We start from the raw sequence: 20,368 nt of genomic DNA, 5'->3' as shown, positions 1-20,368 counted from the left end.
TTTGAAATTCCCCGTTTCGGTCTCTTGGAACCAAAAGACCCTCAATCCGGCCATATTGTGTATCTAGATTTCGCTGATAGTAGCCGTTTCTCATATTCGGCGTTCCAGCCTGTTCGATTTCGAGGAAATTTTTCATTTCTTCCCGCATAATCAGTTCTAATTTTTCTTTTACAAACTGACGAATGGCATTTTCCAGTTGATTTGCCCAGTCGACATTCGGTATACTTCTTTTAGACATAGGTAGGGTACTCCTTTCTCTGGAATGTGTTGTGGTCCAAATCAGAGAATACCCTACCTTTTTTCTTTTGTTCTAGCAAAATGCTTTACACAAAATTTTATACATCATCGCCAAAAACGGCGTCTGTGGATCGGACGGTATAATGGACGCTCTAGGTCATAACAGTGGGTCCCGGAATAGCGAAAGCGGCCGAAAACTTATCTATGCCAAAACCGCTGGAAAACCAAACCTATGCCGAAAAACTCAGAGCCGCCCATCAATGGGGGCATTCCGCGCCCAGCCGTTAAGCAAAAAGGATGGCGAGACCTGCGCTGCCGCCTTGGCCGTTCGGAACGCTCCCCTCTGGCAAACCAAACCAGAAAAGAGGATGAACCAAAAAGTCACCCTCGCTTAGCACAACCCTTTATAAGGGATCATTGCTTCCCTTTTAAAAATCGAAACACCTCATCAGGATGGTGGGTTTCAAGAACGATTTTTTTGTCATCAAAAATTATAAAATAAGGGGTTCTGGTGGTTTTGATGCTCGGCACAGTTTCTTTGGCAGACCTTAAACTGCTTTCATATCTAATCCGTTGCAGATTGTCGATTCCCCTTTTTGCAAACTCCTCATCGCTTATTTCGTAACCGATTTCAAAGATCGAAAAGTAACCTTTGTCATCGGCCAAAAAATCTTTGATAAACGGTTTCTCTCTGTATACCATGGTTTCCTTTAAACACCCTGACGCCATGAACAAAAGCAGGCAGAAAGCAAGAAGCGATTTTTTTATAACGGATCCCCCCTATTGTAGATATCATGAATGTTCAACGAAAAAAAAACGCCATCTACCTCAATCCATCCATAGCATTCATCCCGACAACCAATCGACGGAGCGGCACAAAAAAAGCTTGTCCGTTGGGATCGCGATAAACGATGGCCGGCTTGATGGCACTTTCCCGATAAGATCCATTAAGTCAATTCTAACATTTTGATTATAGAGCTTCCGATCAACAAGTTGCCTCCGCCGGTCACAAACGTGAGATCGACATTCTTTGCTGTGAAGGGTTTTGGTTTCCGCAAATGGGACCATGCTTTCATCCGCGAATTGATCGAGGAAGTGAAGAATGGGACAAAGACATGCATGAGGGCCATTTATAAAAAAATAGGCGGTTTGAAAGGCTCCGCAACATTGATCTTAAAATGAAAAAAATTCAGTGCCAGACAAACCGCTTTTGATTAAATTAAATAAAACCCCTGTTTCCAGGGGCCTCCTCGTGCGCAGCGATTAAACGGCCTTTGTACCCACATCGGGTAAACAACGCTTACGCCCTAATCTTCCATCTGGCAATACCGATGGCGACAAGACCGGTCCCGCCACTCAATGAATTTGCTTGCAGGCGCGAATCGCTTGATCAATCGCGTTGTTCGTCTGCGAGCGGTCTTGATGAGGTTGGTTAGCCGCGTTTTTCGCTTGTGCGACCGCGTTGGCCGCATCGTGCACCTGTTGAATCCGTCCGGGGTCATTCGTGCGCCTTGCCAAATCATAAGCGTCGCGCAAATCATGCCTGGCCCGGTCCAAATAGTCCGCGGCCTCGTTTGGGTTTTGAAAAGCTTGTTCGACGGCGCGCGTCGCGTCCTCGACCTTTTCTCTAAAGGATTGATCCATTTGCCATTCCTCCCGCTCTCTGATGTCGGCTTTAGGATGATCCTTTCGCGGCGTTTTATTCGCCGAGCGCCCGCATACGCCAGGATACTGAAAAAACGCTGACGCTTGCGGCCACCCTTTTTCCGACAAGCGCCGGCAAGCGGAGGCGGCACTTTGCACGACGGCGACGCCACGGTGCCGGCAGACAATGGTGCGGCTCGGTTTGCCGAACGACCTGCTCCACACCCTCTTTTCTTGTCCTTCGTTATTTCCGATCCATGGCTCCATAAGCCTTGGAGCGAATCGCTTGTCACAAACCGCCTCATGCCGGACAATAACAAATTAAGGAGGCGCACAACCATAAGGCGGCGAGCGCAGCGCTTGCGGACGGTAAAGGATTAAAAAATATCGTTTGTCCACGTTGTCAATCGGCCATTATCGCCCGCTACGTGCGCAACAGCCCTTGCTTGCTCATCAATAAAACGCGCATCCTTCCTTAAGAACTCATCCTTTGTGAATGGAATGTCGGCCGTGCGAACGCGCCTGCCAAATGGAAAAGCTCCACGTTCATTTAAAACTCGCGGCAAACGCTGGAAGCACAGAACCATCATGCGTTGGGAGGAAAGGAACGAGTGAAACCCTTGACAGCGGCAAAAAAGGCTTTCTTGCTGACGTTTCTCATCTTGGTTTGGGGGCTGAGCTGGCCGATATATAAAGTCACACTGCAATACACCCCGCCCGTCATTTTCTCCGGGCTGCGCGCGCTCGTGGGCGGCATCTTGCTCGGCATCGCCCTCTTGCCTTCGCTCAAAAAATTAAACCTTAAAAAGAACTGGGCCGTTTATAGCATCTCGGCCTTCTTCAATGTCGCCCTGTTCTTCGGCATGCAAACCGTTGGGCTCAACTATTTGCCGGAAGGTTTGTTCACCGTGCTTGTCTATGTCCAGCCCGTATTGATCGGCCTCTTTTCGTGGTGGTGGCTTGGGGAAAAAATGACCGTGCGGAAAATCGGCGGACTCATTCTCGGATTTATCGGAGTGGTGATCATCAGCATCGGCGGGCTCACCGGCCATGTTTCCGTGCTCGGCATCGTCCTTGCCCTCGCCACCGCCTTGAGCTGGGCGATCGGCGTCGTCTACGTCAAAAAGGTTTCGAATCGCGTCGATCCCTATTGGCTCGTCGCGATGCAATCCGCGCTCGGCGGCTTGGTGATGACCGCGGTCGGCTGTGGGTATGAACACGTCTCTTCCATTACTTGGAATGGCCTCTTTTTGAGCGGGTTGGCTTACGGCGCCATCCTCGGCATTCCCGCGGCATGGCTCGCTTACATTACCCTTATCAACGCCGGCGAGGCGAGCCGGGTGGCCGCGTTCACCTTCCTCGTGCCTTTGGTCGCCGTATTGTCGGGCACGCTACTGTTGCACGAACCGCTCACCGTCTCCTTGATCGTCGGATTAATCGCCATCGTCAGCGGCATCCTTCTTGTCAACCGCTCGCCTAAACCCGTTCCAAACACCAAGGAGAAAAGCGTCGGCCAAGGTTCATAGAAAAAAGTGAACGCGATGCGGTCCGCGGCGGAAAATGCTCGCGAGCAAAGGTAAAGCTCCTCCTAAACATTTAAAATAAAGCCATTTTTTTGCCGACTTTTATCATGTTATAATCATTGTAAAGCGGATGTTACATACCCGCACCGTCAATCAACGGGAAGGGGATGGACCATGGACGTGAAAAACAAAGACATGAAAGAGATCAAAGGCCCGAGGAAGCTCATCCTCAACACGTATTCGGCCTGGGAACGCCTATATTATCGGTTAGCCAAAGTCCAAGCGGACAATAAACAAGAAATGCTATACATAAGGCCGATCATTTATAAAGGGCCGACCATTCGGCTGGATGACGGCGTCACCATCGAAAAAGGTGACCCCGTGCTCCAATTGCATTTTAACAACCGCCTGCTCCTCGAAACGGCGCTGCAGTCCAAAAATACGATGCATATGATCACGACGATGCTCAAAATGCTGAAGACGACGTTTCACCATCTGAGCGAAACGGTCGCCCGCCCGGAATACGCGCACTACAAAGGATTGTACGGCATCTCTTTGATGCATCGCGGCGCCACACAGTTCGGGTTCAGCGTCATCGATCTGCCGAAGGGATTGGGGCGATCCTATCAGCAATTTTATTTGCGGATGTTGATGGGCATCATGCATCCGAACGGCCGGAAGCGATTGCGGCAAAAAACCGAACTGCTGTCGCCGAAAATCGTCGCCGTTTCCCGCCAACGTTTTTTGGAATACGCCGGCAAAAAAACTTCCGAACCGCTGCCCAAATCCAACCCCCCGATTAATTAACCTGTTTTGCGCCCGGTTTGCACACCCGGCTGTTCACAGCCGGGTTTCTTCTTGTTCGCCGCGCAAGATGGACCGGACTCTCGTGAACAAGCAGCAACAGCCGTCGGTCGAACGGATTCACCCTCATTTCAGCTCCCAAACCGCTTTTCAAATGCGTTCCTTAACCGGATATTGATCACATGCTTTTCCGATGAACGAGCGCTGATGCGATATTGACCACATTTTCTCTCCGGCGAACGAGCGCTTTTGGAAGCCGCCCGTTTCTCCGCCATCCGTCCCGATCATCCATTCCCAATCGGTCGAGCATACCATTGACGGTGCATCCGAATGTAGCGCCGAAGGATGCATTCCGACGACCATAGCCGCCCCCGCATCCGCTCGTTTCCGTTGCTCCTGATAGTTTTCAATGCTCTAAACGCCCCTTCTTGTATGTTGCCGAAGCCCTGCACCGTTTTGCCCCACGCTTTTCAATTCTCCACCTGTTCGCCTGCGCCATTTATCCAGAGCGTGGCCATCTTCTCGCCGGCCGGCACCGGCTTCTCAAGCCATGGGTGATACCGCCTTCCGCCCCACGTTTTTTAATATTTTTAAACAACATTGGCATACTAAGACAAGGATTCATCCACGTTGACGCTTTAGCGTTCGCGCTAGAGAGACGGGAACATCTCGCGGTATTTCCGACTGAAAGGAAGATGGCCATGACGGGAAGCAACTGGCTTGACGCCTTCAAAGGCAAACCCAAGCAACCCCTGACCGTCGCAGAGTTGAGCAATCTTTGGATCACCTATATGCGGGGTACCATGACCTTGTGCGGCTTGAAATATTTTCTCGCCAAAGTCGAAGATCCGGATATTGAAAGGATATTACATGAAGCGAAAAACCTTGCCTTATTTGATGTCCAAAAGGTGACCGATTTTTTTAGCTCGGAAAGCATCACCTTGCCCAATGGCTTTACCGACAAAGACGTCAATACGGATGCGCCGCGCCTTTATTCGGACGCTTTCTTTCTCGATTATATCTTGGACATGGCGAAATTTCTCTTGACGCAGACCGGCCTCATGCTCACCCAATCGGCGAGGCTCGACATCGTCGACTTTTACTCCAAAAGTTTGGTCATGGCGAAGGACTTACACCGTAACGCGAAAAAAACGGCCTTAGAAAAAGGTCTTTACGTTCGCCCGCCCTACATCACAAATTCGAAACAAAATCAGACTGTTGAAGAAAAGAGTTTTTTAAAGGGCTTGATCGGAAAAGCCCGGCCGCTCATGGCGCAAGAAATCACGAGCTTGGTATACAACATTAAAAGAAATACGATCGGAAAAGCCTTGTCGATCGGCTTCAGTCAAGTCGCGCAATCCGATGATGTCCGGGCGTATATGATCAGGGGCCGCGATATTTCCAAAAAACATATCGATGCCTTTTCGGATGTGTTGAACAAAGAGTTCCTTCGGGCCCCCATGCCTTGGGACGAACAGGTTTTAGATTCTACGGAACCCCCTTTTTCCGACAAGCTCATGATGTACCATATCGGCGCGCTTTCTGCATACGGAATCGGTGAATACGGCATGTCCATCGCTCAAAGCCCGCGCCCCGACCTGACCTTGCTCTATGCCCGGCTCGCGGCGGAAATCGGACGATTTGCCCACGATGGAGTGAAAATCATGCTCGATCACGGTTGGTTCGAGCAACCGCCGTTAACGGTCGATCGCGATGCTTTGACACTAAAAAGAAAAAATTGGTGAATGCCTGAGAACATTATTATTCAGGGGAAAGTGACATCCCTTTCTTGCACAAACGGTGGATTCAATCGGTAAAAGGTGAGACGCCGCCAATTTCGAATCATGCATTTAAGCCATTCGTCCTTTGCGAGGGTGAACCATGTTAGTAGCCGCCATGATCTACTCAATGTTTCCGATGTTTATACTCTTTTTCGTCGCGGTCCAATTCCGATGGGACGCTCTCGCCACCGCCTTGATCGTCGTCATCTCACTATGGCTGCTGGTTGTGCCGTTCCTGATGGTGCTCGCCGATGAATTGTCCAATCCACCGGAAAAAAGGAATAAGAAGGGCGGACACTCATGATGTGGTTTACGCGAAAAAGGAAAAAAAGGTCTATGGGCGATGAAACAGCCGGCCGGCAAGCGCCTGCCGATTCCGAACGCTCGCTCGCTGACTTGTTCAACGATTTGCGCCAATCAAAGGACTTCGTTTCCCGGGACCATGCCTTAAAAAATATGACGGTGCGCATTTCTTACGTCAAACCGCTCATCGACACCGAGACAATGCACCGCGATGTCACCCGCTATTTATTAAAATCGGAAGCGGCAACGCTCGAAGACTTGATTCCGGATTTGCCGTACACAACCGTCATTCACACCAAAGACGTCAAAGAAATGAAAGAAAAGCTGTTGCGGGGATACGTTCTGATTCAAGAAAACCAAAACGAGGCAAACGGGATCTTGTTAGAAACGGTCGCCAAAAGCGGCCGGCAAGTCGATGCACCGGAAGTGGAGTTCAGCGTCATCGGCCCGAAGGAAAGTTTCGTTGAATCGCTCGAGCCGAATTTATATTTAATACGCAAGCGCCTCCCGATCTCCGAGCTCAGAATCAAAGAAGTCGTCGTCGGTAAATTGACCAAATCGCGCATCGCCGTCATCTACATCGAAGGGATCGCGAATAAAGAAAACTTGAACACGCTCACGCAACGGCTCAAAGACATCCAATACGATCAAGTCATCGACAGTTCCTTCATCACGCAAATGGTCGCCGACAACAACCATTCCCCCTTTCCGCAGCTCCTCGACACCGAGCGGCCCGACCGGGTCGTTTCCGGACTGGTGGAAGGAAAAATCGCCATGCTCGTCGACGGCTCGCCGCTGGCGCTCATGGGTCCGACGACCATTGTCGAATTCTTCAGCGCGTTTGACGATTACGCGCTGACGTGGTATTTGGCGTCGGCGTTCCGCATGATCCGCCTGGCCTCTGTTGCGTTTTCGGTATTGGCGACCCCGCTTTATGTCGCCGTCTTAACCTATCATTATCAATTGATCCCGAAAAGCTTGATCGGCACGATCATTTCCTCGCGCATGGGCATTCCGTTTCCGCCTTTTGTCGAGGCGTTCTTCATGGAAATCACCATCGAAGTCTTGCGGGAAGCCGGTGTCCGCTTGCCGACCAAAGTCGGGCAAACAATCGGCATCGTCGGCGGCATCGTCATCGGCACGGCGTCGGTGCAAGCCAACTTGACGAGCAATATCCTGCTCATTCTCGTCGGCATGGGGGCGCTCGCCTCCTTTACAACGCCGAACTACAAGATGAACAACACCGTCCGCTTGCTGCGCTTCCCGTTTCTCATCGCCGCGGCCTTTTGGGGATTGATCGGCATCGGCGCTTGCTTCGGCCTGATCGTCGCGCATTTATTGACCTTGAAATCGCTCGGGCGCCCTTACATCGAACCTTTCTTTCCATATCGCGTCCGCGACTTAAAAGACGCCTTTGTCCGATTGCCTTACAACCAACAAGGCATCCGTCCCCAACAGCTCAGGCCCCTCGATACCTGGCGCTTAAGCCATAAAAAGAAAAAGGGCCGCGATATTGATGAATGACCGATCGCCCGGCATCCCGGCGTACCGCTCTGGCGCCTTCACCATGCGATGATCGACTGAGAACGCCTTTTTAAAAATGGAGTGAACATGGATGCGTGTCAAAGTACCGGAAGATCATCAAGTATCGCCGTTCTTTCTATTATTTCTCTTTGAGTCGGTCCTCGTAGGTGTCGGTATATTGGGTTACCAACGCGTGCTCAGCCAAGTGACCGGGAGCGACTCGTGGATGGTCGTGTTCATCGCCGGCTTTTGCGTCCAGATCATTCTCTGGATGATGTTTCGGCTTCTGGAAAGAGGCGGCGGCGATTTGATCACTCTCCACGAATCGCTGTTCGGCCGCTGGATCGGCGGTTTCCTCACTCTAGCGGCGGCCGGCTATTTCGCCCTCTCCGGATTGGTCGTGCTGCGCACGTATGTCGAAATCGTCACGGTCTGGATGTTTCCGAAAATGTCTTATTGGATGTTGAGCATCATCGTCGCCATCGTCGCCTATTCTTTTATTGCCGGCGGTTTTCGCTCGATCGTGGGCATCAATTTTTTAAGCGTCATCTATACGATGCCGTTGTTGTTCACCCTTTTCTTTCCGCTGAAAAACGCCGATTATTACAATCTCTTGCCGTACTTCAACCATTCCGCTGCCGATATGCTGAAAGGCGTGCAACAAATCACGTTGTGTTATGAAGGCTTCGAATTCTTGCTGATGTTTTACCCGTTTTTAAAAGAACCGAAGCAGGCAAGGAAATGGGGGCATTACGGCATCTGGACGGCCATCTTTCTTTATGAGCTCGTGCTGATCGTCCCCCAAGTTTATTTTAATGAAGAAGAACTGAACCATATTGTCTGGCCGTCGCTCGCACTATGGGAGATCGTCCAGCTGCCCTTTATGGAGCGGTTTGAATACATCGGGGTGACGATCTGGTTGTTCACCATCCTGCCGAACTTATGCTTGGCCATATGGTCGGCGTCGCGGGCGACGAAGCGCTTATTCGGGTTCAATCAACGCGTGACCGTCCTCATCATGCTCATCGCGATCGTCATCGCCGGCTATTTCTTTAAAAATCGCCAACTCGTCAACCAACTGAACATGACGCAAGCACTGATTGGATTTTACCTGCTGTACGCTTATATCCCCATCCTGTTCATCTATCAAACCATTCTGCAAAAAGTGAGGAAACGACATGGCCAAGGTTAAAGCCGCCCTGGCGATCCTGATGCTCATCCCGGTTTTGGCCGCATGCGAAGAACCGAAAGTCATTGATGACATCAAACTTGCCGAAGCCATCGGTTATGACTACGCGGGACAGGATAAAGTTTACGGCACGGTCGCCACGCCCGTCTACGCCCAAACCGGCGGGAGCGGACAAGTCCAATCGATGATCGACAGCTTTTCAGTCATCGTCTCCAAAGGCGTACAAGACCGGTCTCTGTTGGACTCCGAGTCGGAATACCCGCTTGAGATCGGGAAACTGCTCGTCGTCCTGTACGGAAAAGACTTGGCCAAACGCGGCCTTTATAAATACGCGGATCTCTTGAACCGTAATCCGGATATCGGCCGGGCATTAAATCTCGCCATCGTGGACGGCAGCGCCGGCGACATGTTAAAGGGACAGTACCGATCGGATCCGCTCGTTTCCATTTACTTAAGCAACTTGATCAGGAACAACATCAAAAGAAATTTCCCGTCGAACGACCTTCATGATTTCCTTTACAGTTATTACGGAAAAGGCATGGATCCGTTCATGCCGCTTCTCGAAAGGAAAGGCGACCATATCAAGATCAAGGGGATCGCCCTTTTTAAAGGCGACCGGTATGTCGACTACATCCCATTCGGAAAAGCGATGATCTTTAAGATGCTTTTCGAATCATTCAGAAGCGGATCGTTCGCCATTCCTTGGAAGAAGAAAGAATACATCACGTTTGAAAACATCGGTTCCAAGGTCAAATACCACGTCAAAAACGCCGATTCCCCGGCGCCGCTCATCCGTGTCGATATCCATATGCAGGGTTATTTACGAGAAACGGCCGTCCATTTCACCCCGCAGAAAATGAGGATTCTGAAAAAGAAGATGGAACAGACGCTCGAAAAAGAAGGCTTGAAAATGATCCGGCAGCTGCAAACCCTCGACGTCGATCCGCTCAGAATCGGCAACTACGTGCACAGTTATTCGCGCCACTGGGATCCGAACGATTGGAGGGATCGTTATAAAAACTGCCGCTTCGAAATCCACATCGACTTTAACCTAGCCCACGCCGGTCTCGTCGAATAAGCGCAGGCAGGCTGCGGTGCGATTCATTTTCGGAAGGGGATATTTTTATCCAGAGATCACATAATAAAAAAAAACGGAGTTTTTCGGGGGAATCGCACATCGATGCTTCGCTGCGGTCCCCGCATGATTCAAGAAACTCGCGCTGTAGTGCGCCTCCGGCGACCGAACACCACTAGCAAAGGATCATGGTCGTGAAAAAGTTCGAAAGATTATTTTGGTCCATCGCCTTTCCGGGCTTTGGTCAATTATTGAACCGCCATTTTTTCAAAGGCATCGTTTTTATCGTATTGGAAATGGTCGTCAATACCAACGCCCATTTTAACCGGGTGATTCAACTCAGCTTTAACGGCGAGATGAGAATGGCCGTTGCGGCAGCCGACATCGATTGGCTCATGTTTTATCCATGTATTTACTTTTATTCCATGTGGGACGCGTATAAAAACGCGGGCGAGCCGGTCGCGCCGCTCAGTTTTCTGCCCTTTGTGTTTTCCGCCTACAGCGTGACCGTCGGCCTCATCTATGCGGCGAGGGACAATTGGATTAGCGGGGCGATCGGTCCGGTATTTTTCCCGATAATGTGCGTCCTACCCGGCGTGGGCATCGGCCTTTTTTTAAAATGGCTTTTGGAAAAAATCACGGCGCCATCCCATCGCGATGGATGATCGCCTCGCTGCGGAAACCGTTCGTCGTTACACATGGAGTCGGAGGTCATTAAAAAACGGCGGACGCCTTTCTATCAGAATAAAAAATAGCCCTTCCGCCGGCTCGGAAAGGCTGTCCAAGATGAGTGACGGCCTGGCAATAGGTGATGATTACGCTTCGGTGAGGCGCCGCAAAAATTGCCGTGTCCGTTGGTTTTGCGCGCAGTCAAAGATATCTTCGGGCGTGCCCTGTTCGACGATGCGCCCGTCATCCATAAAAATGACGCGGTCGGCGACTTCACGGGCAAACCTCATTTCGTGGGTGACGACGATCATCGTCATCCCTTCGTTTGCCAAGTCTTTCATCACTTTGAGCACTTCGCCGACAAGTTCGGGATCGAGCGCCGACGTCGGCTCATCGAAGAGAATGACATCCGGATTCATCGCCATGGCCCGGGCGATGCCGACGCGCTGTTCCTGGCCGCCCGATAATTGGTGCGGATATTTGTCGGCATGCGCTTCCAGCCCGACCTTGCGCAAAAGGTCCATGGCGATTTCGCGCGCTTCTTCCTTCGGGCGCTTGAGGACGACGATCTGTCCTTCCATCACGTTTTCCAGCGCCGTTCGGTGCGGAAATAAATTATAGCCTTGAAAGACCATGCCCGTCCGCTGGCGAAAAGCCGTCACTTCCTTCGAACGATGGCGAATCCCCGGCTGAAACGTCAAAGCGCGGTCGCCGATTTGAATCGACCCGCTATCCGGAAATTCCAAAAGATTGATGCAGCGGAGAAACGTCGTTTTTCCCGAACCGGACGGGCCGATGATCACGACCGTCTCTCCTTTTTTAACCGTTAAATCAATGCCTTTGAGGACTTCATGGCCCTTAAAGGCTTTGTGCAAGTCGTGAATGGCGATCATGAGCGATGTCCTCCCATTTATTTGGCAACATGGCGGTCCACCCGTTTTTCCATTTGGGCTTGCATCACATTGAGGACCGAACAAAAGATGAGATAGATGAACGCCGCTTCAATGTACAGCCAAAACGGTTCATATCGTTCAGCGGCGATTTCTTGTGCTTTGCGGAACAGATCCCCCACGGTGATCGTTGCCGCCAGCGACGTGTCTTTGACGAGCGCGATGAAAGAATTGCCGAGGGGCGGAATCGCGACGCGCACGGCCTGCGGCATGATGATGCGCCACATCGCCTGCCTTTTCGTCATGCCGATGGCATACGCCGCCTCCCACTGACCGCGATCGATCGACTGAATCGCGGCGCGGATGATCTCTGAGGCATAGGCCCCCACGTTCAACGAAAATCCGATCACCGCGGCGAGAAAGGGATTCAGGAGGATGCCGATGCTCGGCAACCCGTAATACAAGATGAACAGCTGCACGAGCAGCGGGGTGCCGCGGAAAATCCATACATAAAATCTGGCGATGGCGGCCAGCGCCTTAAACTTCGACAAGCGGGCGATCGCCGTGAAAAACCCTAAAATAAGGCCGAGAATAAAAGTGATGAGGGTCAGCGGGATCGTAAAAACGATGCCCGCTTTTAACAACGGCCAAAACGAGTCAAGCAAAAGATGCCATACCTGCGTCGCGCGATCACTGAAGAACATGGCCGACCCTCACTTATTTCGACACGTCGGTGCCGAAATACTTTTTGGAGATCTTTAAGTAAGTGCCGTCTTTTTTCATCTCGGCAAGCGCTTTGTTGACTTGGTCCACCAGTTTTCCGCTTCCTTTGCGGAACATAAAGGCGCTTTGTGAGGCATGGCACAATTCATCGACCTTTTTCACGCCGATATTCGGCTGTTTTTTCAAAAGATCGTAATACGAGAGATTGTCGTTCACCGTCGCATCGACCCGCCCCGACGTGACCAGGCTGATCGCTTGGTCGAAGCCGTCGACCGGGGTGTTCACCGCCCCGTAACTCTCCGCGATTTTCACAAAGTTGCTCGTCAAGGACTGGGCGACCTTTTTCCCCTTCAAATCTTTAAACGAATGGATGGTGTGATTGTTTTTTGCGACGATCAACACCGCCCGCGATTTGATGTAGGGATCGGAAAACTCGTATTTTTTCTTTCGGTCCGGTGTAATGCCGACTTCATTGGCGATCATATCGTATCGTTTGGAATCGAGGCCCGCGATCATGCCGTCCCATTTCGTTTCGACGAACTTCGGTTTGACGCCGAGCCGCTTGGCGACTTCGCAGGCGAGCTCCACGTCAAATCCCGTAAGTTTTTGATGTTGGTCGCGGTACGTGAACGGCGGGTAGGTGCCCTCCGTTCCGATCGTGAGAACCCCTTTTTCTTTGATGGTATCATATAAGCTTTGTCCGCCCGTCTTGGCAGCGTTTTGACCGGCGTTCCCGCAGCCGGCGAGGCCGATGACGAGGAACAAAGCGGCGACAAACGGCATGAATTTTTTCATTCGTCTACCTCCCAGCAAACAGATAGGAATAGTGACTTTTAAACACACCCATCCAGAATAAACCGAGACACCCCCTCAGTCAAGGAATTTGAACACACCCATGCTGTATTAGGGTAACCTGAGCCTCCGCGTTTTATCGTCCGCCCGTTATCGTAACGGCGCTCCGCTTTGGCCGGGCCCATCGTCCGCACTCGAACCGTACAAACCACATGAATGTTACAAGATGACAGGCTTGTCATCGGAACGTAAACGACTTGTAAATGGAACGACCCTCAGCGATCCGGACGGGGGACGTATGATTATGACGGGTGATGCATAATGAAAAAAACAAAACCAATCATAGCGATGGCACTTGCTGTCGGTTTGCTGGCTCCCGGCGCCTCCGCGTTCGCCTATACGGCCAAACCGGGAGATTCGATGTGGAAAATCGCCAATGCGCACCACCTGACGCTTGACCAAATCATCCATCTCAATCCGCAAATCAAGGATCCCGATTTCATCATGGTCGGGGAATCCATTAACCTTGATACGAACAAAGTGAAAAAACCCGCTGGTGTAAATAGAGAAGCGCAAAAAACGGCATTATCCCCGTCTGACCGCCAACTGCTTGCCCAACTCGTGCACGCGGAGGCCGGCGGCGAGCCGTTTGAGGGGAAAGTGAAAGTGGCCCAAGTGGTCCTCAATCGCGTCAAAGACCCAAGATTCCCCGACACCGTCAAAGCGGTCATCGAACAACCCGGTCAGTTTACACCGGTGGCGACCGGCGCAATCCACAACACGCCGGCGCCATCCGATTACGAAGCGGTCGACCGGGCATTGGCGACCGAAAACCGCACCGATGGTTCGCTCTATTTCTACAACCCGAAAATCGCGAAAACGCGCGTCTTCAACAATATGACGACCACGGCGGTCATCGGTCATCACGTCTTTAAAAAATGACGCGGGCGCCCGGCAACTCTTGAGTTTCGAGCCGGGGCCGCAGCCAAACGCAAAGGGATTCAGGCAGAAGCTGCCTGAATCCCTTTTTTATCAGGTCCATTTAGTCAACCCCGCCGGCATTTTCCCATGGAAAAGCGAGGATTTTTTTACTCGCGGCTTACCGCGGTACATTTATAATACATTGCTATTAGCGCATTGCTTTCTTGTTGCGTATTATGAGGCCGGACAGGTCCCATCCTACTGCTTTCCATAAGCGCCGCGCGGCTCAGCGCCCCGCCGGCGCCGATTCCTCTTCGCCTTCGCGCAAGGCATCGCTTTCGCCTTGTTGCAAGGTGTACATTTTATGATACAACCCTTTTTTCGCGATCAATTCCTCATGCGTGCCGCGTTCGACGATTTCACCTTTGTGAAGCACGAGGATTTGGTCGGCATCGCGAATCGTCGACAGCCGGTGCGCAATGGCGATCGTCGTCCGCCCTTTTCGCATCTTTTTGAGCGCCTGCTGAATCGCCTCTTCCGTTTCCGTATCGACGCTCGCCGTCGCTTCATCAAGCACGAGGATCTTCGGTTGCAGCGCCATCGTCCGGGCAAACGACAGAAGCTGGCGCTCGCCGCTCGACAGCGTCGCCCCCCGTTCACCGATCGGTTCGTCGTATTGCTTCGGCAATTTTTGAATGAAGGCGTCGGCCTGCACGAACTCCGCCGCCCGCCTCACTTCCTCATCGCTGATCTCTTCATTGTTTAAGCGTATGTTGCTTTTAATATCCCCGACGAACAAAAAGGGATCTTGGAGCACGAGCCCGATTTTTTTCCGAAGCTCCTTGTCGTCGAAGCGTTCGAGCGGGACGCCGTCAATCGTAATGCGTCCGCGTTCGACCGGATAAAAGCGCATGAGCAGATTGACGATCGAACTTTTGCCGCTGCCGGTATGACCGACCAGCGCCACGGTTTCGCCGGGGCGGGCGACGAAAGAAATATGTTTTAAGACGTCGGTTTTCCCGTCATACGAAAAAGAGACATCATGAAATTCGATGAGCCCCTCGCGAATTTCCGGATGGTCGTGCCCGATTTTTTGCGGGGCCATATCGTCTTCGTCGAGAAGACCGAAGACGCGCTCGGCGCTGACGATCGCTTGTTGGAATCGGGTCAGCTGCACCATCATCGAGTTGATCGGCTCAAAAAAGCGGTCCAAGTAATTGACGAAAGCGTACAAGGTGCCGATTTCAATGACACCGCCGATAGAGCGGACGCCAAAAATGGCGAGCACAATGATGAGCGCGAGCAAATAAACCGAATAAACCGCTTGCCGTAAAAGCAAGCTGTTCAATCTTATCGCCCCGCGCTCCGCGAGGTAATGTTCCTGGTTGATCGTCCCGAATTCCCGGCGCAATCGTTTTTCCTGGCGCATCGCCTGAATGATGTTCATGCCTTGCAAGCATTCATTCAGTTTGGCGTTCAATTGGCTCAATTTTTGCCGGGTCGTCCGGTAAACCTTTGCGCTGAAATGCCGGTAAACCGCCATCTGCGCGATGATGAGCGGCGTGATCAAAAAGCAAAACGCCGCGATTTTGACGTCCAGGACGAACATGCCGATAAAAATGCCGACCATGAAGACGATGCTTTGCAGAAACGTCGACAGCACGTTGACGAACAAGTCTTTGATCGCTTCCGTATCGTTCGTGATTCGCGAGACGAGGCTGCCGCCCGGCGTCCGGTCAAAGAAGCGGAGCGCAAGATGTTGGACTTTGCCGAACACGTCGATGCGCATTTGCTGGACGATTTTCAGCGCCACTTTTTGAAAAAGGATCGTCGAGTAATAGCGCAAAACGACCGAGACGACATACAAAAGGACGAACGAAACCGCAAGCGCCGTCAGCGGGAGCGGATCAAAACGGCGCGGGGCCAGATAGTCGTCGATAAATATTTTCATCAAAATCGGTCCGAGCACGTCGCGCCGGTGCCGAGGATCAACATGATAAACGCGTAGGCCAACCCTTTCTTATGCGGCACCGCATAGCCGAGCAGTCGGCGAAAGACGCGCTGGCTCGTGATTTTCTCCTCTTTGAAAGCCGTGGTCATTCCGCCACACCTCCTTTGGCGACGAGCGATTCGAGCTGTTGCCGGCGGTACATGGCGCTGTACCAGTTGTCGCCGCGCATGAGCGTCTCGTGGTCGCCGCGGTCAACGATCCGCCCGTTTTCCAACACGATAATCAAATCGGCGTGTTGCACCGCGCTCATCCGATGAGCGGCGATCAGCGTCGTTTTATTGCGCCTCGTCGCCTTTAACGCGCTCAAGATCGCTTCTTCCGTATCGGCGTCGACCGCGGACAGCGAATCGTCCAGAATCAAAATTTCGGGATCCATGAGCAAGGCGCGCGCGATCGAGATGCGTTGTTTTTGCCCGCCCGACAGCGTCACGCCCCGTTCGCCGACGATCGTGTCGTAGCCGTCCTTGAAGCCGAGGATATCGTCGTGAATGCACGCGAGTTTCGCCGCTTCTTCAATCTCGGCCCGCGTCGCGCCCGGTTTGGCAAAAGCGATGTTTTCCGCGATCGTCGCCGAAAACAGGAAATGATCCTGGGGCACGTATCCGATCGCTTCCCGGAGCCTTGCCAGTTTATATTCGGTAATCGGCACGCCGCCGATAGCAATCGCGCCGTCATGCGCGTCAAACTCCCGGAGCAAGAGCTTCAACAGCGTCGTCTTGCCGCTACCCGTCTTGCCGACGATGCCGAGCGTTCCGCCTTTTTCCAGTTCAAAGCGGATATCAGACAAAGCCGGTTCCGCCGCCCCGCTGTAAGTGAAAGCGTTCAAATTGTAAGTGATCTTTCCGGACGGCACTTCGTCGCGCGCCCCTTCTCGATCGGCGATGTCCGGTTCTTCAGCGAGCAAGGTTTGGATGCGGTCGTGCGAAGCGCGGCCGCGTTCCACAATGTTGAAGAGAAAACCGAAGGCGAGCATCGGCCAGACGAGCTGGCCCAAATAGAGCGTAAAACTGGTGAGCTGGCCGATGGTCATCGTGCCGTGGACGACGAAGACCGCTCCGAAAGTCAACGACAAAAAGTAACTGATCGCGACGATGAAGGTGATGGTCGGATCGAAAAGGGCGTCGATTTTGGCGACGGCGATGTTTTTCTTGACGACATCTTCGGACAGCGCGGCGAACATCCGTTTTTCCGCTTCTTCTTGGCCGAAAGCCTTGATGACGCGCATGCCGGAAACGTTCTCCTGAACCTTGTCGTTCAAATCCGAAAACGCTTGTTGTGCCAGGTGAAAGCGTTCATGGAGCATCGAGCCGTACTTGCTCGTCGCCCATGCCATAAAAGGCATCGGAATCAAGGCGATGATCGTCAATTTCCAATTGAGAAGACCGGCCATCGCTCCGATGACCATCGCGCCCATGGTAAACGAATCGACGAGCGTCAAAATGCCGTCGCCCGCGGCGTCTTCGACCGCGCGAATGTCGTTGGTCGCGTGCGCCATCAAATCGCCGATGCGGCGGTGATGATAAAAGTTCGGCGACAAGCGGGTGAACAAGTGGAACAACTTATTTCTAAGAAGTTTTGAAAGCCGGACCGCCGAACCAAAGATCATCTGCCGCCACGCATACCCCGTCCCGTAGTAGACGGCGCCAACGGCGGCAAGAAAAAGAAGCCATTTGGCGAGAACCGCTCCCGTCAACGTGCCGGAGCGCATCTCGTCCACGACGAGCCCGACGACATACGGCGGGATCATTGACAAAAAACTGGAGCTGATCAAAAAGATAATGCCGAGAAGATACTTCCATTTTTCTTGTTTGAAATACCACCAAAGATCAAGAAATAAACGCATAGGAACCTCCTGACAGAATTTCTCTATATTTAAGCGACTTTTTGCCGCCGGCAAAAAATCGGCACGCCCCGCGTGCTTCCTAGAAAAAAATAACGCCACGGGTCAAAGCAACCCCGTGGCGAGAGACACCTAGCACCGATCTTCGGAATGCGGACGAGGACACATGTTCTCATCCGCCGGACGGCATGGGGGTTGCGCGGAACAGACCGACCATTTTCATGCTTTTTTTTGCGTCTGCGTGAAGTAAAATCATGGCACAACACCCCCATCGCTTGATTTGCTTAACTATTATATAAAATAACAAAAGAAAAAGTAAAGGATTTTTTTATATCTTTATTCCTCTTTTGCATTGGCCTCCGTTTGTCCCGCCGACTTCCTCCCGGCCGGCGCCCCGTTAATCAAATTTTAAGAAAGGGCGGATAGACTGGAAAGCGATGAAAGGAGAGATGGAGGCGAGAACATGAAAAAACTGCGCAAAATCCATTTATGGATCGGACTGGTGACATCGGTGCTCTTGCTGGTGGAAGCGATCACCGGCTTGATCTTGGAAGAGCCCGGCTGGTTCGGGATGAAAGGGGAACGTCCCGCGTTCAACCGCAACAATATCCAAACCGAACCGTTTATCGGCAACCCTTCAGACGGGGCCACGGTCAATAACGGCAGCCAAAACAACGGAACGGATTCAGGGACAACGGGCCGTTCCGGAGACGGAAATTGGCTAAACGGGCGGGAGAACATGGGACAAGGCGTTTTTCCCGGCCGCAGGGAAGGCGGATCGTTTCGAAGTTTTGTTGAACAGCTTCATCGCGGTGTCATCAACGGCGTGGATGTCCACTGGCTCATGGACGCGGCGGCTATCGCCATCATTCTTTTGACTTCCACAGGCATTTATTTGTCCATTCGCCTGTTGCTTGCCGAAAGGCGAAAACGAGCCGTCCTGAAGCGCCGCAGCACCCTTCAAGCCACCGACGGACAAAATTGAGGTTCCCCTTTCTTAGTTTTCATGTTGCGAGGTCTTACTTTACAAGCCTATCGATTTTAAAAAACAAAAAAACACCCCCGGAATCGGGTAAAACATCCGGAGTCGACCGGGGGTACTTTCGTATATAAAAATCGCGTGATTTCGCGGCAAGGCCTTCGCCGCTTGACCGCCTCGTGCACGCGCTTGGATTAGCGAAGCGGTCATGCTTTATATTTGGGAAAGGCGATTTGAAAACGCGTGCCCTTGCCGGGTTCGCTTTCCACCGAAATTTTCCCTTTATGCTGATCGACGATCCATTTGGCAATGGAAAGGCCAAGCCCCGTTCCTTCGCGGTCCGTCCGGGACGGATCCGCTTGAAAAAACCTGTCAAAAATGCGCGGAAGATGCTCCTTTTTAATGCCGATGCCGTCGTCGGCGACGCTCATGAGGACCGCGTGGTTTTCCAATGTGCAAGTGATCAAGATATGGCCGCCGCTCTTTGTGAATTTCATCGCGTTATCGACGAGAATGACGAGCAGTTGATGGATTTTTTCCGCATCCCCGAGAATGGTCATCGGCTGATGGCCCATGTTAAGGGACAGGTTTTTGCCTTGGAAATCGGCGATTTCGGCGAAATGTTCAAAGACTTGCCGGACGATGTCGTTCAGAAGCACCGGTTCTTTTTTGATTTCCTGACGGTCGGCGTCGGAGCGCGCCAAGGTCAAGAGATGGGAGACCAGCTTCGACAACCGCCTCGTTTCCTTTAACGTGGCCGAGATGTCCTGAACCCTGTCCCGGATCGTCGCCTGCGGCGCTTGAAGCAGCCGTTCTATGCGCGTCTGAATGATGGAGAGCGGCGTTCTCAATTCATGGGAAGCGTCCGAGACAAACTGCTGTTGTTTTTCCCAAGCCGTTTGGATCGGTTCCAACGCCCGGCGCGCCAGGAAAAAGCCCGCAGCGACCGCCAAAACCGTCCCGGCGCCCAAGCTCGTTAAAATGATGATCAACAGCGTATTCAACAACGCTTTTTCCGGGTTCACGTTGGCGATAAACTGAACGATGACGAAGCCTCTTGGCGTAAAGGCGCGGGTGGCCAGCCATCGGTAATGGACGTCGTCGACCTTGCGTTCCTCCATGCGATCGAGCGCCCCGGGTTTTAATTTCGCGATCACTTCATCCGATATGGGAAATTGCCCTTCCGGACCGATGAACCGTTTCTGGTCGTCCCAATAAAGGACCCATATTTCCCTGGGGCCCTGAAAACCCGGGATGCGCGCGCGCAAGGTCATGTCCTCGGCGCGATGGATCACGCGATCGACCGAGCGATACAAGACGTTCGCCGTATAAAGGTAAACCGCCGCGCCCAACACGCTGATTAAGATGATGAAAATGCCGGCATTTAAAAGCGTCAACCGGATCAATGTTTTTCGAAACACCCGTTTCGTCTCCTTAGGTTTCCGACAACATGTAACCGATAC

At 52.2% G+C, this 20,368-nt stretch carries 18 protein-coding genes and 1 pseudogene; 10 read left to right on the top strand and 9 right to left on the bottom strand.

The genetic code is table 11. From position 1 onward, the window contains the following. The 3 genes from CCB157_RS11150 to CCB157_RS17330 form a co-directional block, all read right to left on the bottom strand. A partial coding sequence (locus CCB157_RS11150; protein WP_193432291.1) for a transposase occupies window positions 1-238 on the bottom strand: 238 nt, incomplete at its 3' end. A 413-nt stretch (window positions 239-651) separates the two neighbouring features. Beyond that, window positions 652-939 (bottom strand): hypothetical protein, encoded by a 288-nt coding sequence (locus CCB157_RS11145; protein ID WP_077615966.1) that lies wholly within the window; start codon window positions 937-939, stop codon window positions 652-654. Window positions 940-1,593: 654 nt separating this feature from the next. Further along, a complete protein-coding gene (locus CCB157_RS17330) occupies window positions 1,594-1,881 on the bottom strand; it encodes a hypothetical protein (RefSeq protein WP_143287017.1) in 288 nt (95 codons plus the stop codon). Window positions 1,882-2,492: 611 nt separating this feature from the next. Here CCB157_RS17330 and CCB157_RS11135 point away from each other — a divergent pair. The 8 genes from CCB157_RS11135 to CCB157_RS11100 all read left to right on the top strand — a co-directional run bounded on the left by CCB157_RS11135 (window position 2,493) and on the right by CCB157_RS11100 (window position 10,745). Then, a complete protein-coding gene (locus CCB157_RS11135; protein WP_143287016.1) occupies window positions 2,493-3,407 on the top strand; it encodes a DMT family transporter in 915 nt (304 codons plus the stop codon). Between the two features lie 171 nt (window positions 3,408-3,578). After that, window positions 3,579-4,211, top strand: a complete 633-nt coding sequence (locus CCB157_RS11130; protein ID WP_077615964.1) for a YkoP family protein — start codon at window positions 3,579-3,581, stop codon at window positions 4,209-4,211. A gap of 698 nt (window positions 4,212-4,909) precedes the next feature. After that, window positions 4,910-5,953: a DUF3231 family protein gene (locus tag CCB157_RS11125; protein ID WP_158077287.1), complete on the top strand. Its 1,044-nt coding sequence runs from the start codon at window positions 4,910-4,912 to the stop codon at window positions 5,951-5,953. A gap of 136 nt (window positions 5,954-6,089) precedes the next feature. Continuing rightward, on the top strand, window positions 6,090-6,293 hold the full coding sequence (locus tag CCB157_RS11120; RefSeq protein ID WP_077615962.1) for a hypothetical protein: 204 nt from the start codon (window positions 6,090-6,092) through the stop codon (window positions 6,291-6,293). A 32-nt stretch (window positions 6,294-6,325) separates the two neighbouring features. Continuing rightward, on the top strand, window positions 6,326-7,816 hold the full coding sequence (locus CCB157_RS11115; protein WP_238594674.1) for a spore germination protein: 1,491 nt from the start codon (window positions 6,326-6,328) through the stop codon (window positions 7,814-7,816). Between the two features lie 91 nt (window positions 7,817-7,907). Next, window positions 7,908-9,008 carry a GerAB/ArcD/ProY family transporter gene (locus tag CCB157_RS11110; protein WP_077615961.1) on the top strand — a complete coding sequence of 367 codons (1,101 nt, stop codon included), beginning with the start codon at window positions 7,908-7,910 and terminating at the stop codon, window positions 9,006-9,008. Continuing rightward, window positions 8,995-10,083 carry a Ger(x)C family spore germination protein gene (locus tag CCB157_RS11105; protein WP_077615960.1) on the top strand — a complete coding sequence of 363 codons (1,089 nt, stop codon included), beginning with the start codon at window positions 8,995-8,997 and terminating at the stop codon, window positions 10,081-10,083. Before CCB157_RS11110 ends, CCB157_RS11105 begins: the two co-directional genes overlap by 14 nt. Before the next feature lie 191 nt (window positions 10,084-10,274). Further along, entirely contained in the window at window positions 10,275-10,745 is a 471-nt protein-coding gene (locus tag CCB157_RS11100; RefSeq protein ID WP_077615970.1) for a hypothetical protein, read from the top strand. 150 nt (window positions 10,746-10,895) lie between these two features. Here the strand turns inward: CCB157_RS11100 and CCB157_RS11095 are convergent, their stop codons facing one another. The 3 genes from CCB157_RS11095 to CCB157_RS11085 are packed head-to-tail and all read right to left on the bottom strand — an operon-like array spanning window position 10,896 to window position 13,157. After that, window positions 10,896-11,642 carry an amino acid ABC transporter ATP-binding protein gene (locus CCB157_RS11095; RefSeq protein ID WP_077615959.1) on the bottom strand — a complete coding sequence of 249 codons (747 nt, stop codon included), beginning with the start codon at window positions 11,640-11,642 and terminating at the stop codon, window positions 10,896-10,898. A 17-nt stretch (window positions 11,643-11,659) separates the two neighbouring features. After that, on the bottom strand, window positions 11,660-12,343 hold the full coding sequence (locus CCB157_RS11090) for an amino acid ABC transporter permease (RefSeq protein WP_077615958.1): 684 nt from the start codon (window positions 12,341-12,343) through the stop codon (window positions 11,660-11,662). Window positions 12,344-12,356: 13 nt separating this feature from the next. Further along, window positions 12,357-13,157, bottom strand: a complete 801-nt coding sequence (locus tag CCB157_RS11085) for an amino acid ABC transporter substrate-binding protein (RefSeq protein WP_077615957.1) — start codon at window positions 13,155-13,157, stop codon at window positions 12,357-12,359. A gap of 318 nt (window positions 13,158-13,475) precedes the next feature. On the opposite strand from CCB157_RS11085, the gene CCB157_RS11080 reads away from it, so the two are divergent. Further along, window positions 13,476-14,096 (top strand): cell wall hydrolase, encoded by a 621-nt coding sequence (locus CCB157_RS11080; RefSeq protein WP_077615956.1) that lies wholly within the window; start codon window positions 13,476-13,478, stop codon window positions 14,094-14,096. Between the two features lie 265 nt (window positions 14,097-14,361). On the opposite strand, the pseudogene CCB157_RS11075 reads toward CCB157_RS11080, so the two are convergent. Beyond that, a pseudogene (locus CCB157_RS11075) lies at window positions 14,362-16,175 on the bottom strand (ABC transporter ATP-binding protein). Then, the gene (locus CCB157_RS11070; RefSeq protein ID WP_077615955.1) at window positions 16,172-17,929 is read right to left on the bottom strand and encodes an ABC transporter transmembrane domain-containing protein; all 1,758 of its coding nucleotides are present in this window, start codon (window positions 17,927-17,929) and stop codon (window positions 16,172-16,174) included. The pseudogene CCB157_RS11075 and the gene CCB157_RS11070 overlap by 4 nt, the downstream one beginning before the upstream one ends. 460 nt (window positions 17,930-18,389) lie before the next feature. On the opposite strand from CCB157_RS11070, the gene CCB157_RS11065 reads away from it, so the two are divergent. Then, window positions 18,390-18,911, top strand: a complete 522-nt coding sequence (locus tag CCB157_RS11065) for a PepSY-associated TM helix domain-containing protein (RefSeq protein WP_077615954.1) — start codon at window positions 18,390-18,392, stop codon at window positions 18,909-18,911. Between the two features lie 200 nt (window positions 18,912-19,111). On the opposite strand, the gene CCB157_RS11060 is transcribed toward CCB157_RS11065, so the two are convergent. After that, on the bottom strand, window positions 19,112-20,326 hold the full coding sequence (locus CCB157_RS11060) for a sensor histidine kinase (RefSeq protein ID WP_077615953.1): 1,215 nt from the start codon (window positions 20,324-20,326) through the stop codon (window positions 19,112-19,114). Window positions 20,327-20,368 lie beyond the last annotated feature (42 nt).

The sequence above is a fragment of the Caenibacillus caldisaponilyticus genome (genome assembly GCF_002003465.1).
Taxonomy (GTDB): Bacteria; Bacillota; Bacilli; order Bacillales; family Sporolactobacillaceae; genus Caenibacillus; species Caenibacillus caldisaponilyticus.
This window is presented reverse-complemented; position numbering and strand designations above follow the sequence as displayed.